Source organism: Pseudomonas vranovensis (assembly GCF_040438935.1).
Taxonomy (GTDB): domain Bacteria; phylum Pseudomonadota; class Gammaproteobacteria; order Pseudomonadales; family Pseudomonadaceae; genus Aquipseudomonas; species Aquipseudomonas vranovensis.
Genome location: NZ_CP159259.1, coordinates 5190308 through 5203499 on the forward strand (window position 1 = coordinate 5190308; position 13192 = coordinate 5203499).

Annotated in this window: 12 protein-coding genes and 1 other RNA gene; 10 read left to right on the forward strand and 3 right to left on the reverse strand. The window is 62.1% G+C overall.

The window, feature by feature from the left end; translation table 11 throughout:
* Positions 1-74 precede the first annotated feature (74 nt).
* The 3 genes from ssrS to ABVN19_RS23995 all read right to left on the reverse strand — a co-directional run bounded on the left by ssrS (position 75) and on the right by ABVN19_RS23995 (position 794).
* A non-coding RNA gene (gene ssrS / locus ABVN19_RS23985) (6S RNA) lies at positions 75-252 on the reverse strand.
* Between the two features lie 18 nt (positions 253-270).
* A complete protein-coding gene (locus tag ABVN19_RS23990; protein ID WP_028942369.1) occupies positions 271-588 on the reverse strand; it encodes a cell division protein ZapA in 318 nt (105 codons plus the stop codon).
* A complete protein-coding gene (locus tag ABVN19_RS23995) occupies positions 585-794 on the reverse strand; it encodes a TIGR02449 family protein (RefSeq protein ID WP_028942368.1) in 210 nt (69 codons plus the stop codon). The genes ABVN19_RS23990 and ABVN19_RS23995 overlap by 4 nt, the downstream gene beginning before the upstream one ends.
* A 152-nt stretch (positions 795-946) precedes the next feature.
* Between ABVN19_RS23995 and ABVN19_RS24000 the strand changes: the two genes are divergently transcribed.
* The 10 genes from ABVN19_RS24000 to gcvP all read left to right on the forward strand — a co-directional run bounded on the left by ABVN19_RS24000 (position 947) and on the right by gcvP (position 13186).
* Complete coding sequence (locus ABVN19_RS24000; RefSeq protein WP_028942367.1) at positions 947-1501, forward strand: YecA family protein; 555 nt, start codon at positions 947-949, stop codon at positions 1499-1501.
* A 24-nt stretch (positions 1502-1525) separates the two neighbouring features.
* Entirely contained in the window at positions 1526-2860 is a 1335-nt protein-coding gene (gene pepP / locus ABVN19_RS24005) for a Xaa-Pro aminopeptidase (RefSeq protein WP_028942366.1), read from the forward strand.
* Positions 2857-4050: a 2-octaprenyl-6-methoxyphenyl hydroxylase gene (gene ubiH / locus ABVN19_RS24010; protein WP_028942365.1), complete on the forward strand. Its 1194-nt coding sequence runs from the start codon at positions 2857-2859 to the stop codon at positions 4048-4050. Before pepP ends, ubiH begins: the two co-directional genes overlap by 4 nt.
* Positions 4051-4052: 2 nt before the next feature.
* On the forward strand, positions 4053-4535 hold the full coding sequence (locus ABVN19_RS24015; RefSeq protein WP_028942364.1) for a DUF4442 domain-containing protein: 483 nt from the start codon (positions 4053-4055) through the stop codon (positions 4533-4535).
* Positions 4536-4544: 9 nt separating this feature from the next.
* Complete coding sequence (locus ABVN19_RS24020; protein WP_167332094.1) at positions 4545-5762, forward strand: 2-octaprenyl-3-methyl-6-methoxy-1,4-benzoquinol hydroxylase; 1218 nt, start codon at positions 4545-4547, stop codon at positions 5760-5762.
* A 101-nt stretch (positions 5763-5863) separates the two neighbouring features.
* A complete protein-coding gene (locus tag ABVN19_RS24025; RefSeq protein WP_028942362.1) occupies positions 5864-6865 on the forward strand; it encodes an extracellular solute-binding protein in 1002 nt (333 codons plus the stop codon).
* Positions 6866-6973: 108 nt separating this feature from the next.
* Positions 6974-8596 carry an iron ABC transporter permease gene (locus ABVN19_RS24030; protein WP_028942361.1) on the forward strand — a complete coding sequence of 541 codons (1623 nt, stop codon included), beginning with the start codon at positions 6974-6976 and terminating at the stop codon, positions 8594-8596.
* A gap of 123 nt (positions 8597-8719) precedes the next feature.
* Complete coding sequence (gene gcvT / locus ABVN19_RS24035; protein WP_353632776.1) at positions 8720-9802, forward strand: glycine cleavage system aminomethyltransferase GcvT; 1083 nt, start codon at positions 8720-8722, stop codon at positions 9800-9802.
* Between the two features lie 45 nt (positions 9803-9847).
* Positions 9848-10231, forward strand: coding sequence for a glycine cleavage system protein GcvH (gene gcvH, locus ABVN19_RS24040; protein ID WP_028942359.1), 384 nt, complete (start codon positions 9848-9850; stop codon positions 10229-10231).
* Positions 10232-10312: 81 nt separating this feature from the next.
* Positions 10313-13186 carry an aminomethyl-transferring glycine dehydrogenase gene (gene gcvP / locus ABVN19_RS24045; RefSeq protein ID WP_028942358.1) on the forward strand — a complete coding sequence of 958 codons (2874 nt, stop codon included), beginning with the start codon at positions 10313-10315 and terminating at the stop codon, positions 13184-13186.
* Positions 13187-13192: the final 6 nt, after the last annotated feature.

Genomic DNA, 13192 nt, shown 5'->3' on the forward strand with positions numbered 1-13192 from the left:
GCGTTCCCAGAGAGGGCTGTCACGCTTGGGTGACAGCTCGATTGCCCGCTGGATGGCGCGAGCAGAGGTAATTCAGGCTCCCCGACGAACCGCTGTCGGTGTAGCCCTTGAACCCGAAAGTTCAAGGTGGAGATTGCAGGAGGCGTTAAGGCTTTCCGTCAAGCGGACATGCACACCGGCCCCACGTGCAACCCCCGTGGTTGTGCGTATCGGCTCAGGGACATGACCGACTGGCAAGCACTCCAGGGAGTGGCGCCAGTATACTGAAACTCAACTGGTTTTTGTATCCGCATCGTCGGTCAGCGCCTGGTCGACACGATCGAGCAGGTCACGCACCTGTTCACGGGTCGCGCCACCGGCGGGTGCTTCGGGGCGTTCCTGGTTGTGCAGCAGGTCGTGGGTAATGTTCAACGCCGCCATCACGGCGATACGGTCGGCGCCGATCACCTTGCCGCTGCTGCGGATCTCGCGCATCTTGCCATCGAGGTAGCGGGCTGCACTGACCAGGTTGCTGCGCTCTTCGGGCGGGCAGATGATCGAATACTCTTTGTCGAGGATCTGAACGGTGACGCTATTGCTTGAACTCATGAGTCTTGCTCCAGGGCCTTGAGCCGCGAAATCATCGATTCGACCTTACGCCGGGCGATTTCGTTTTTTTCGATGAGGTGGGCGCGCTCCTCGCGCCAGGACTTTTCCTGAGCTAATAGGAGTGCATTTTGCCGTTTTAGTTGCTCGACTCGCTCAATCAGCAGTTCGAATCGGCCCATCAGCGTTTGCAGATCGTTCTCTTGCATTGGTTGCCACTCGATTCGGTCTGGCGGGTGGTTGCCCGGATTATGCCCCGGCCTGCCCCGAGTTGGCCGCGTCGATGGTCTTGGCGCGCCTGCCGGTGCTAGGATACAAGGTCTTCATTCTAGTCATTGCGCCGTCTGGCGCCTAGTTGCCCATGCCCAATACCAATTCGCCGTACACCGCCTTCGCCACCTTGCTCAACAACAATGGGCATCCTGTTTCCCCTGCCGAACTGCACGGGCTGTTGCTCGGGCGCAGCTGTGCAGGGGCGGGCTTCGATGCCGAGGGCTGGTTGGCTGACGCCGCTCAGCTGCTCGAGGTCGAACCTTCTGACAACGTTCGTAACGCTTTGATCGGCCTGCAGGAAATGGTCAAGGGCGAACTCACTAGCGACGATATCACTGTCGTGCTGTTGTTGCCCGGTGACGAGTTGCCCCTGACCGATCGTGCTGCCGCGCTGGGCCAATGGTGCCAGGGGTTCATTTCCGGATTCGGCCTGAACGCCGGCGGCAAGGAACTGAGCACTGAGGCGAAGGAAGTGCTGCAGGACCTGGTCGCTATTTCCCAGGTGCAAGACGCCCTGGAAGAATCCGAAGACGGCGAAAACGACTATATGGAAGTAATGGAGTACCTGCGCGTCGCTCCCCTGCTGCTGTACACGGAGCTGGCCAAGCCAGTCGAGCCTGCAGCCAAACCGTCGCTGCACTGATTCTACAGAGGGGCCCACCTGCCCATGAGCCATATCCCCAAGTCGGAATACGCCCGTCGACGCAAGGCGCTGATGGCGCAGATGGAGCCCAACAGCATTGCCATATTGCCTGCCGCCGCAGTTGCCATTCGCAACCGTGACGTTGAGCATGTATATCGACAGGACAGCGATTTCCAGTACCTGAGCGGCTTTCCCGAGCCTGAAGCGGTAATTGCCCTGATCCCCGGCCGTGAGCACGGTGAATATGTACTGTTCTGCCGCGAGCGCAATCCGGAGCGCGAACTCTGGGATGGCCTGCGCGCGGGCCAGGAAGGCGCGATCCGCGACTTCGGCGCCGATGACGCCTTTCCCATTACCGATATCGACGACATCCTGCCCGGCCTGATCGAAGGCCGCGACCGGGTCTATTCGGCCATGGGCAGCAACCCCGAGTTCGATCGCCACCTGATGGAGTGGATCAACGTGATCCGCTCCAAGGCCCGGCTCGGTGCCCAGCCGCCGAACGAATTCGTTGCCCTGGATCATTTGCTTCACGACATGCGCCTGTATAAATCGGCAACTGAAGTGAAAGTGATGCGCGAGGCCGCCGAGATCTCCTCCCGCGCCCATGTGCGGGCCATGCAGGCCTGTCGCGCGGGCTTGCGCGAGTACAGCCTGGAGGCAGAGCTGGACTACGAGTTTCGCAAGGGCGGGGCGAAGATGCCGGCCTATGGTTCGATCGTTGCTGCCGGACGCAACAGTTGCATTCTTCACTATCAGGAGAACGATGCACTGCTCAAGGACGGCGACCTGGTGTTGATCGATGCCGGGTGCGAGATCGATTGCTACGCCAGCGACATCACCCGCACCTTCCCGGTCAGCGGGCGGTTTTCGCCGGAGCAGAAGGCAATCTACGAGCTCGTGCTCAAGGCTCAGGAAGCAGCATTCGCGGTCATCGCCCCAGGCAAGCACTGGAACCACGCCCATGAGGCTACGGTCCAGGTGATCACCGAAGGGCTGGTGGAGCTTGGCCTGCTCAAGGGCAAGGTCGAGGAACTGATCGAGAGCGAGGCCTATCGGGCCTTCTATATGCACCGCGCCGGGCACTGGCTGGGCATGGATGTACATGATGTCGGCGAATACAAGGTGGGTGGTCAGTGGCGGGTGCTTGAACCCGGCATGGCCCTGACCGTGGAACCGGGCATCTACATCGGTGCCGACAACCAGAGTGTTGCAAAGAAGTGGCGTGGCATTGGTGTACGTATCGAGGATGACGTAGTGGTAACCAAGCAGGGCTGTGAAATCCTGACCTCCGGCGTGCCGAAAGCGGTCGCCGAAATCGAAGCCTTGATGGCTGCCGCGCGTAGTGTCGCGGCATGAATCGAGTAAACCTGGCAATTATCGGTGGTGGCCTGGTTGGCGCAAGCCTGGCCCTGGCCTTGCAGGCCGGTGCCAAGGCGCGTGGCTGGAGCATTCTGCTGATCGAACCCTTCGCGCCGGGCGATACCTACCAGCCAAGTTATGACGCACGCTCCTCGGCGTTGTCCTTTGGTACTCGCCAGATCTACGAACGCCTGGGCCTTTGGCAGCAGATCAGCCGCCGCGCCGAACCGATCCGGCAGATCCAGGTGTCCGACCGTGGCCGCTTCGGCTCCACACGCCTCGATGCGCTGGAAGAGGGCGTCCCGGCCCTGGGTTACGTGGTAGAGAACGCCTGGCTCGGCCAGTGCCTGTGGAAAGGCCTGGATGCCGACGTGGTCAGTTGGCGTTGCCCGGCGCAAGTAACGGCCATGCAGGCCCTCGAAGATGGCTATCGGCTGTCGCTCGATGATGACACCACCGTTGAGTGCGACCTGGCAGTCCTGGCCGATGGCGGCCGCTCCGGTCTGCGTGAACAACTGGGCATTCATGTCAGCCAGCGCCCGTACAACCAGAGCGCGCTGATCGCCAATATCACCCCGAGCGAAGCCCATTGCGGGCAGGCGTTCGAGCGCTTCACCGATGAAGGCCCGATGGCCCTTCTGCCGTTGCCGGAAAACCGCTGTGCGTTGGTCTGGACCCGCGCCGGCATGGACGCAAAGCGCCTGGCAGAGCTGGACGAGCGCAGCTTCTTGTCCGAGTTGCAGGACGTGTTTGGCTATCGCCTGGGCACGTTGCGCCAGGTCGGTGCGCGGCATTTGTATCCCTTGTCGCTGGTTGAAGCACAGGAGCAGGTGCGCTCGCACCTGGTCGTGCTGGGCAATGCCGCTCACAGCCTGCACCCGATCGCCGGGCAAGGCTTCAACCTGTCGCTGCGCGATGTGCAGTCGCTGGCTGAAGGGCTGTTGGCAGGCCCGGCGGTCCCCGGTGATTTCGCCACCCTGCAGGCTTACCGCGAGCGTCAGCGTCTGGACCAGGACCTGACGGTGGGCTTCTCCGACCGCGTTACCCGGTTGTTCGGCAGCGCGCAGCCGTTGGTGGCTGCCGGACGTAACCTGGGGCTGCTGGGGCTTGATCTGTTGCCGCCGGCCAAACGCTGGTTCGCCCGTCAGGCCATGGGCCTGGGAACTCGTCCGGACCCGCGGAGCTAAGCATGAGCGATTCGCGAAAACTGGCACGGCGTGCGCGCATGCTGCGCTGGCTGCTGAATGTGTACCCGCCCTACATTGGCGCCGGTATCCGCGTGCAGAGCATCAGCCCTGACCTGCGCCAGGTGAAGGTGCGCATGGGCTTGCACTGGTTCAACCGCAACTATGTCCATACCCAGTTCGGCGGCAGCCTGTATTCGATGGTCGATCCGTTCTACATGCTGATGCTGATGGAACTCCTGGGCCGCGAGTACATCGTCTGGGACAAGGCCGCCAGCATCGACTTCATTTCACCGGGCAAAGGCCCGGTATTTGCCGAGCTGTGTATTGATGACGACTTGCTGACCGATATTCGCGAACACACCGCAGGCGGCAAGAAATACCTGCCACGACTTCAGGTCGATATCCGAGATGCTGCCGGCGAGCTGGTGGCACGGGTCGACAAAACCCTTTATGTGCGGCTCAAGCCGCAAGCGAGACAGGCTTAAGGCATGGAAATGCGCGCAGATCTGTTGATTGTCGGTGCCGGTATGGTCGGCAGCGCCCTGGCCCTGGCATTGCAGCACAGCGGCCTGGAGATACTCCTGCTTGATGGCAGCCCGCTGTCGATCAAACCCTTCGATGATCAGTCTGCCTTCGAACCGCGCGTCAGCGCCCTGTCGATGGCCAGCCAGCGCATCCTCGAGCGGGTGGGGGCCTGGCAGGGCATCAGCGACCGACGCTTGAGCCCCTACTCGGACATGCGTGTATGGGATGGCAGTGGCACCGGCCAGATCCATTTTTCGGCCGCCAGTGTGCATGCCGAAGTACTGGGGCACATTGTCGAGAACCGGGTGGTGCAGGACGGATTGCTCGAACGCCTGCACGACAGCGAGATCGGTTTGCTGGCCAACGCGCGCCTGGAGCAGATGCGTCGTTCGGGTGACGAGTGGCTGCTGACACTCGCCGATGGCCGCACCTTGCGTGCGCCACTGGTCATCGCCGCCGATGGTGCCAACTCTGCAGTGCGGCGCCTGACCGGTTGCGAAACCCGCGAGTGGGATTATCTGCATCATGCCATCGTCACCAGCGTGCGCTGCGCCGAGCCGCACCAGGCCACGGCCTGGCAGCGTTTCACTGATGACGGTCCGCTGGCCTTCTTGCCGCTGCTGCGCGATGGCCAGCAAGACTGGTGCTCGATTGTCTGGTCGACCACGCCGGAGCAGGCCGAACACCTAATGGGCCTGCCCGACGAAGCTTTCTGTGCCGAACTCGAGCGCGCCTTCGAAGGCCGACTCGGCGCTGTGTTGCAGGCCGACCCTCGGGTCTGCGTGCCGTTGCGCCAGCGTCATGCCAAGCGTTACGTGGCCGAGGGCCTGGCCCTGATCGGCGATGCCGCCCACACTATCCATCCGCTGGCCGGGCAGGGCGTCAACCTGGGCTTTCTCGATGCCGCGGTGCTGGCCGAGGAACTGCAGCATGCCTATGAGCGTGGCGAGCGGTTGGCCGACGTACGTGTGCTGAGCCGCTACGAGCGCCGTCGCATGCCACACAACCTCGCACTGATGGCAGCCATGGAAGGTTTTGAGCGCCTGTTCCAGGCTGACCCGCTGCCGTTGCGCTGGTTGCGCAACAGTGGTCTGAAATGGGTGGAGCAACTGCCCGAGGCCAAGGCACTGTTCGTTCGCCAGGCCATGGGCTTGACCGGTGATCTGCCGGATCTGGCACGCGCTTGAGGCCTGGTAACATCTGGTAACTCCTCCCCGGTGAGTTCGGTTGAGAAGGCAAATGGGATTAACTACCATTTGCGCCTCTATTTATCTCCGAGGACTGCACCATGTTGCCACGCAAGCACGTATTGGCCGCCCTGGCTCTGACCCTGTTGGGCGGCACTGCCCAGGCGGCAGACGAGGTGGTGGTGTATTCCTCGCGCATCGACGAGTTGATCAAGCCGGTGTTCGATGCCTACACCGCCAAGACGGGCGTGAAGGTGAAGTTCATCACCGACAAGGAAGCGCCGCTGATGCAGCGCATCAAGGCTGAAGGCCAGAATGCCACAGCCGACCTGCTGCTCACCGTCGACGCCGGCAACCTCTGGCAGGCCGAGCAGATGGGCATTCTGCAGCCGATCAAGTCCGATGTTATCGACGCCAACATTCCCAAGCAGTACCGTGCCTCGTCCCACGACTGGACCGGCCTGAGCCTGCGCGCCCGGACCATCGCCTACTCCACCGAACGGGTCAAGCCAGAAGAGCTGAGCACCTATGAAGCCCTGGCCGACAAGAACTGGGAAGGTCGCCTGTGCCTGCGTACGGCGAAGAAGGTCTACAACCAGTCGTTGACTGCCACCCTGATCGAAACCCACGGTGAGAAGAAAACCGAGGAAATCATCAAGGGCTGGGTCAACAACCTGTCCACCGATGTGTTCTCCGACGATACCGCGCTGTTGCAGGCCATCAATGCCGGCCAGTGCGATGTCGGTATCGTCAACACCTACTACTACGGTCGCCTGCACAAACAAGACCCGAAGCTGGCGGTCAAGCTGTTCTGGCCCAACCAGGCTGACCGCGGTGTCCACGTAAACCTCTCGGGTATCGGCCTGACCAAGTACGCCCCGCATCCGGAAGCCGCCAAGAAGCTGGTGGAGTGGATGACCGGTGAAGAAGCCCAGAAGCTTTTCGCCGATGTGAACCAGGAATTCCCGGCCAATCCGAAAGTGAAGCCCTCGGAAGAAGTTGCCGCCTGGGGTTCGTTCAAGGCCGACTCCATTCCGGTGGAAATCGCTGGCAAGCGCCAGGCTGAAGCGATTCGCTTGATGGATCGGGCTGGCTGGAACTAAGCGCAAGGCTTTATCCTTCATGAGGCCGCTCCTGCATCTGCAGGAGCGGCCTTGTGCCGCCTGATGGGATCGCGGGGCAAGCCCGCTCCTACAACCGAGATTTTTGTTTTGGCTCACCCCGCCCAACGTCGCTGGTATCCCCTGGTTTTTGTCATTGCTGCCCTGGTGCTGCTGCCCCTGAGCGTGCTGCTGTTGTCCTGGCAGTCGGTCGACATGCAGATCTGGTCGCACCTGCTGGACACCCAGATGAGCCGCCTGTTGGGCAACACCCTGACCCTGATTGTCGGTGTGGGCATGGGCGTTACCGTGCTCGGCGTGAGCCTGGCCTGGCTCACCAGCCTCTGCGAATTCCCCGGGAGACGCTGGTTGGACTGGGCGCTGATGCTGCCGTTTGCCATCCCTGCGTACGTGCTGGCGTTCGTTTTTGTCGGACTGCTGGATTTTGCCGGACCGGTGCAGACCCTGATGCGCGAGTGGTTCGGCCCCATGCGCTTGCCACGGGTGCGCTCCACCGGTGGGGTGATCATTGTCCTGGTGCTGGTGTTCTACCCCTACGTCTACTTGCTGGCACGCACCGCGTTCATGGCCCAGGGTAAAGGCTTGATGGAGGCGGCGCGGGTGCTGGGGCACTCGCCCTTGCAGGCGTTCTGGCGGGTGGCAATGCCCATGGCCCGCCCTGCCATCGGTGCGGGTGTTGCCTTGGCGTTGATGGAGACGCTGGCGGATTTCGGCGCCGTCTCGGTGTTCAACTTCGACACCTTCACCACCGCGATCTACAAGACCTGGTATGGCTTCTTCAGCCTTTCCAGTGCGGCTCAACTTGCCAGTCTGTTGCTGTTGGTGGTGATGCTGGTGCTGTATGGCGAGCGTCGCGCGCGTGGCGCGGTGCGTGGCAGTAATGAGCGGCCAAGGGGCAAGGCGTTGTACCACCTGCGTGGTGTCAAGGCGCTGGCTGCCAGTGGCTGGTGCTTGCTGGTGTTCGCCTGCGCGTTTGTCATTCCGGTCATCCAGTTGCTGGTGTGGTTCTGGCAGCGGGGGCGGTTTGACCTGGATGAGCGGTATGCCGCCCTGATCCTGCATACCCTCTACCTGGGGGCGATGGCGGCGTTGATCACCGTGTGTGTGGCGCTGGTGCTGGCCTTTGCCCGGCGCCAGGCGCCGACCACGGCCATCGGCGCCGGTGTCGGCCTGGCCAACCTCGGGTATGCGCTGCCAGGCTCGGTACTGGCTGTGTCGATCATGTTGGCGTTCAGCTACCTCGACAACCACTTGGTCGTCCCGCTCTCGAATTGGCTGGGCGGCGCAGGCAGGCCATTGCTGCTGGGGAGTCTGTTCGCGCTGTTGCTGGCCTACCTGGTGCGCTTCATTGCTGTCGCCTACGGCCCGCTGGAAAACAGCCTGGACCGGATCAGGCCGTCGCTGCCCGAGGCTTCCCGCAGCCTTGGTGTCAGTGGTCCAAGATTGTTTTTCAAGGTGTATCTGCCGTTGCTGGTACCCGGGGCCTTGAGTGCAGCCTTGCTGGTGTTCGTCGATGTGCTGAAGGAAATGCCCGCGACTTTGCTGATGCGCCCGTTCGGCTGGGATACCCTGGCGGTGCGTGTGTTTGAAATGACCAGCGAAGGCGAGTGGGCGCGGGCTTCGCTGCCTGCCCTGACGCTGATCCTGGTCGGTCTGTTGCCGGTCATCGGTCTGATTCGACGTTCAGCCAGGCACATCGGTCAAACGCGCTGAAGGGTGTAAGCCTTCCAGCTTGCAGCTACAATGCGCGGCATTCGCTGCGGTCGGTCCTACAGACCAGGTAGCTGCAATGCTGCCTTCAGCCGCTAGCTTCGCCACGCCCGGAAGGAGAAACCCATGGGACAGCGTACGCCTCTTTATGACCTGCACTTGGCGCTAGGCGCCAAGATGGTCGATTTTGGCGGTTGGGACATGCCCCTGCATTATGGCTCGCAAGTCGAGGAGCACCATCAGGTGCGCCGTGACTGTGGGGTGTTCGATGTCTCCCATATGACCGTGATCGATGTTCAAGGCGCGCAGGCCGAAGTCTGGTTGCAGCACCTGCTGGCCAACGATGTCGGTCGTCTGAACGAACCTGGCAAAGCCCTGTACAGCACCATGCTCGACGAACAAGGCTTTGTGATCGATGACATGATTGTCTACCGCTGCGATGACGGTTATCGCCTGGTGGTCAACGCCTCGACCCGCGACCAGGACATGGCTTGGCTCAATGCCTGCAAAGGCAGCTACGAGGTCGAGCTGCATGAGCGTCCGGAGCTGGCCATTCTTGCTATCCAGGGGCCCGAAGCCAGGACCAGGGTCGCTGAACTGGTCAGCGCGGCGCGCTCCGCGCTGATCCGCGATCTCAAGCCCTTTGAAGGTCGTGCCGAAGGTGACTGGTTTGTCGCTCGCACCGGCTACACCGGTGAAGATGGCCTGGAAATAATCCTGCCCGCCTTGCAGGCGCCGGCGTTCTTCAACGACCTGGTGGGCGCGGGCATTGCCCCCAGCGGCCTGGGCGCGCGCGATACCTTGCGTCTCGAAGCGGGCATGAACCTGTACGGCCAGGACATTGACCAGGCCCATACCCCCCTGACCTCCAACCTTGGCTGGAGCATCGCCTGGAAGCCGGCCGGTCGTGACTTCATTGGCCGCAATGGTTTACTGGCGGAAATCGAGCACGGCGTCGAGCAGAAACTCGTCGGCCTGGTGCTCGAGGAGCGTGGCGTACTGCGTGCCCATCAAGTGGTGCGCGTGAACGGTATTGGCGAAGGAGAGATCACCAGTGGTAGTTTCTCCCCTACGCTGAGCAAATCGATCGCGCTGGCGCGGGTGCCGATGGCAACCGCCGATCGTGCCGAGGTGGAAATTCGCGGCAAGTGGTACCCGGTGCGGGTGGTCAAGCCGACCTTCGTGCGCCATGGCAAGATTCTGATCTGAACCTATTCTGGCGGGCTTACCGCTGACCCTATCGAGGACAACAAGATGAGCAATATCCCCGCCGACCTGCGTTTTGCCGAGAGCCACGAGTGGGCCAAGCTGGAAGCCGATGGCAGCGTGACCGTCGGCATCAGCGACCACGCCCAGGAAGCCCTGGGTGACGTGGTGTTCGTCGAACTGGCGGAAATCGGCAAGGTGTTCGCCGCAGGGGATGCAGCCGGCGTGGTCGAGTCGGTCAAGGCAGCCTCGGATATCTACGCGCCGGTCAGCGGCGAAGTGATCGCGGTGAACGAGGCGCTGGCCGACAGCCCCGAGTCGCTGAACAGCGACCCCTATGCCAGCTGGATCTTCAAGCTCAAGCCGAGCGACAAGGCCGAACTGGACAAACTGCTCGACGCCGCCGGCTACAAAGCTGCCATCGGCGAATAGTTTTCACACAAAGCGGCAATCTCTTCCTAGACTCAATATGCCTCGACTGGTCGGGGCTTGGTCTAGGAAGAGAGAGCCGCTATGTCCCAGTCGCCGTCCCTGAGCCAACTGCACGACCCCAATCCTTTCCTGCGTCGCCACCTGGGCCCCGATGCCCCGGAGCAGCAGGCCATGCTCGAGGCTCTTGGCCTGGGCAGCCGTCGCGAACTGATCGAGCAGACCGTCCCGCCGGGTATTCGCCTGAATCGAGCGCTGGACCTGCCTGCCGCCCTGGATGAACAGGCCGCCCTGAACAAGCTCAGGGGCTACGCCGAACAGAACCAGGTGTGGACCAGCCTGATCGGCATGGGCTACCACGGCACGATCACGCCGACCGTCATTCTGCGCAACGTCCTTGAGAACCCGGGCTGGTACACCGCCTACACGCCTTACCAACCGGAAATTGCCCAGGGTCGTCTGGAAGCCTTGCTGAATTTTCAGCAAATGATCATCGACCTCACGGGGCTCGACCTGGCCAATGCCTCCTTGCTCGATGAGGCAACAGCCGCCGCCGAAGCCATGGCCCTGGCCAAGCGCATGGCCAAGTCGAAAAGCAATGTGTTCTTTGCCGATGAACATTGCCACCCGCAAACACTTTCGGTGTTGCAGACCCGCGCCGAGGGTTTTGGCTTCGAGCTGGTCGTCGATTCCGTGGATAACCTCGGCAACTACCAGGTGTTCGGGGCGTTGCTGCAGTACCCCGATACCCACGGCGAGATCCGCGACCTGCGCCCGCTGGTGGAGCAACTGCACAAACAGCAGGCCCTGGCCTGCGTGGCCGCCGACGTGTTGAGCCTGCTGATGTTGAGCCCACCGGGCGAGCAGGGCGCCGATGTGGTGTTGGGGTCATCGCAACGCTTTGGTGTTCCCATGGGCTTTGGTGGGCCCCACGCGGCCTACTTTGCCTGTCGCGATGAGTTCAAGCGGGCCATGCCCGGACGCATCATCGGCGTCTCCAAGGATGCCCGGGGCAACGTGGCGCTGCGTATGGCGCTGCAAACGCGCGAGCAGCATATCCGCCGCGAGAAGGCCAATTCCAACATCTGTACCGCGCAAGTGCTGCTGGCCAACATTGCCGCGTTCTATGCGGTCTATCACGGCCCGGAGGGCTTGCTGCGCATTGCCCAGCGGGTGCATGCATTGACCTTCATCCTGGCTGCAGGCCTTGAGAGCAAGGGTATCAAGCGCGTCAACGAACACTTCTTCGACACCTTGACCCTGGACGTCGGTGGCAGCCAGACAGCGATCATCGAAAGCGCCGAGGCGGCGCAGATCAACTTGCGCATACTCGGGCGCGGTCACCTGGGTGTCAGCCTCGACGAAACCTGCGATGAAGCCACCGTGCTGCGCCTGTTCGATATTTTCCTGGGCGCAGACCACGGCCTGGATATCGCCAGCCTCGATGCCCTGGCATTGCCCGAGGGCATTCCCGCCGCGCTGGTGCGCCGCTCCGCGTTCCTGACCCATCCAGTGTTCAATCTGCATCACAGCGAAACCGAGATGCTGCGTTATCTCAAACAGTTGGAGAACAAGGACCTGGCGCTGAACCAGTCGATGATTCCACTGGGCTCCTGCACCATGAAACTCAACGCCAGCAGCGAGATGATCCCGATTACCTGGCCAGGCTTTGCCCACGTGCATCCCTTTGCCCCTGCGGCACAGGCGCAGGGCTACAAAGCCATGATCGATGAGCTTGAGGCCTGGCTGTGTGCGATCACCGGCTTCGATGCCATTTGCATGCAGCCCAACTCCGGCGCCCAGGGCGAGTACGCCGGGCTGATGGCCATCGCCAAGTATCACCGCAGTCGTCACCAGCCCCAGCGCGATATCTGCCTGATTCCCTCGTCGGCCCACGGCACCAACCCGGCTTCGGCGCAGATGGCGGGCATGCAGGTGGTGATCGTCGAGTGCGACGAAGCAGGTAACGTCGACCTGGCCGACCTCAAGGCCAAGGCGCAGGCGGCCGGCGAGCGCCTGTCGTGTTTGATGGCGACCTATCCGTCGACCCACGGGGTGTATGAGGAGGGCATCAGTGAAATCTGCGAGGTTATCCACAAGCAGGGTGGCCAGGTGTACATGGACGGGGCCAACCTCAATGCTCAGGTGGGGTTGACCCGACCCGCCGATATCGGCGCCGATGTGTCACACATGAACCTGCACAAGACCTTTTGCATTCCTCACGGCGGTGGTGGACCGGGCATGGGGCCGATCGGGGTGCGGGCACACCTGGCACCGTTCGTGGCCAGCCATCCGGTAGTCCCGGTTCCCGGTCCCGATCCACAGAACACTGCCGTCAGTGCCGCCCCCTGGGGTAGTGCGAGCATTCTGCCGATCAGCTGGATGTATATCGCCATGATGGGCCCGCAACTGGCGGATGCCAGCGAGGTGGCGATTCTTTCGGCCAATTACCTGGCAGAGCAGTTGGGCGGGGCTTTCCCGGTGCTGTACCGCGGGCGCAACGCGCGAGTGGCCCATGAGTGCATCCTCGATCTGCGACCGTTGAAGGCGCTGACCGGAATTACCGAGGAGGATGTGGCAAAGCGGCTGATGGACTACGGCTTTCATGCACCGACCATGTCGTTTCCGGTGCCGGGCACCTTGATGGTCGAGCCGACCGAAAGCGAGTCGAAGGCCGAACTGGATCGCTTTGTCGAAGCAATGCTTTGCATTCGTGCAGAAATTCGTGAAGTGCAGGACGGCGGCTGGCCGGCAGAAGACAATCCGCTCAAGCATGCGCCGCATACTCTGGCGGATGTACTGGGGGTATGGGAGCGTCCGTATAGCATCGCCCAGGGTATTGCGCCCAGCAACCACGTGCGCTTGCACAAATACTGGCCGGCGGTGAACCGGGTCGACAACGTGTTTGGTGACCGGAACTTGTTCTGTGCGTGTGTGCCGGTGGAGGACTATCGTTGATCGCTC

What these genes read in the sequence shown, in the direction of transcription:
- ABVN19_RS24025 (WP_028942362.1), top strand. Translation starts at nt 5,864, where the DNA reads ATGTTGCCACGCAAGCACGTATTGGCCGCCCTGGCTCTGACCCTGTTG.
- ABVN19_RS24000 (WP_028942367.1), top strand. Translation starts at nt 947, where the DNA reads ATGCCCAATACCAATTCGCCGTACACCGCCTTCGCCACCTTGCTCAAC.
- ABVN19_RS23990 (WP_028942369.1), bottom strand. Translation starts at nt 588, where the DNA reads ATGAGTTCAAGCAATAGCGTCACCGTTCAGATCCTCGACAAAGAGTAT.
- ubiH (WP_028942365.1), top strand. Translation starts at nt 2,857, where the DNA reads ATGAATCGAGTAAACCTGGCAATTATCGGTGGTGGCCTGGTTGGCGCA.
- gcvT (WP_353632776.1), top strand. Translation starts at nt 8,720, where the DNA reads ATGGGACAGCGTACGCCTCTTTATGACCTGCACTTGGCGCTAGGCGCC.
- ABVN19_RS23995 (WP_028942368.1), bottom strand. Translation starts at nt 794, where the DNA reads ATGCAAGAGAACGATCTGCAAACGCTGATGGGCCGATTCGAACTGCTG.
- ABVN19_RS24020 (WP_167332094.1), top strand. Translation starts at nt 4,545, where the DNA reads ATGCGCGCAGATCTGTTGATTGTCGGTGCCGGTATGGTCGGCAGCGCC.
- pepP (WP_028942366.1), top strand. Translation starts at nt 1,526, where the DNA reads ATGAGCCATATCCCCAAGTCGGAATACGCCCGTCGACGCAAGGCGCTG.
- gcvH (WP_028942359.1), top strand. Translation starts at nt 9,848, where the DNA reads ATGAGCAATATCCCCGCCGACCTGCGTTTTGCCGAGAGCCACGAGTGG.
- ABVN19_RS24015 (WP_028942364.1), top strand. Translation starts at nt 4,053, where the DNA reads ATGAGCGATTCGCGAAAACTGGCACGGCGTGCGCGCATGCTGCGCTGG.
- gcvP (WP_028942358.1), top strand. Translation starts at nt 10,313, where the DNA reads ATGTCCCAGTCGCCGTCCCTGAGCCAACTGCACGACCCCAATCCTTTC.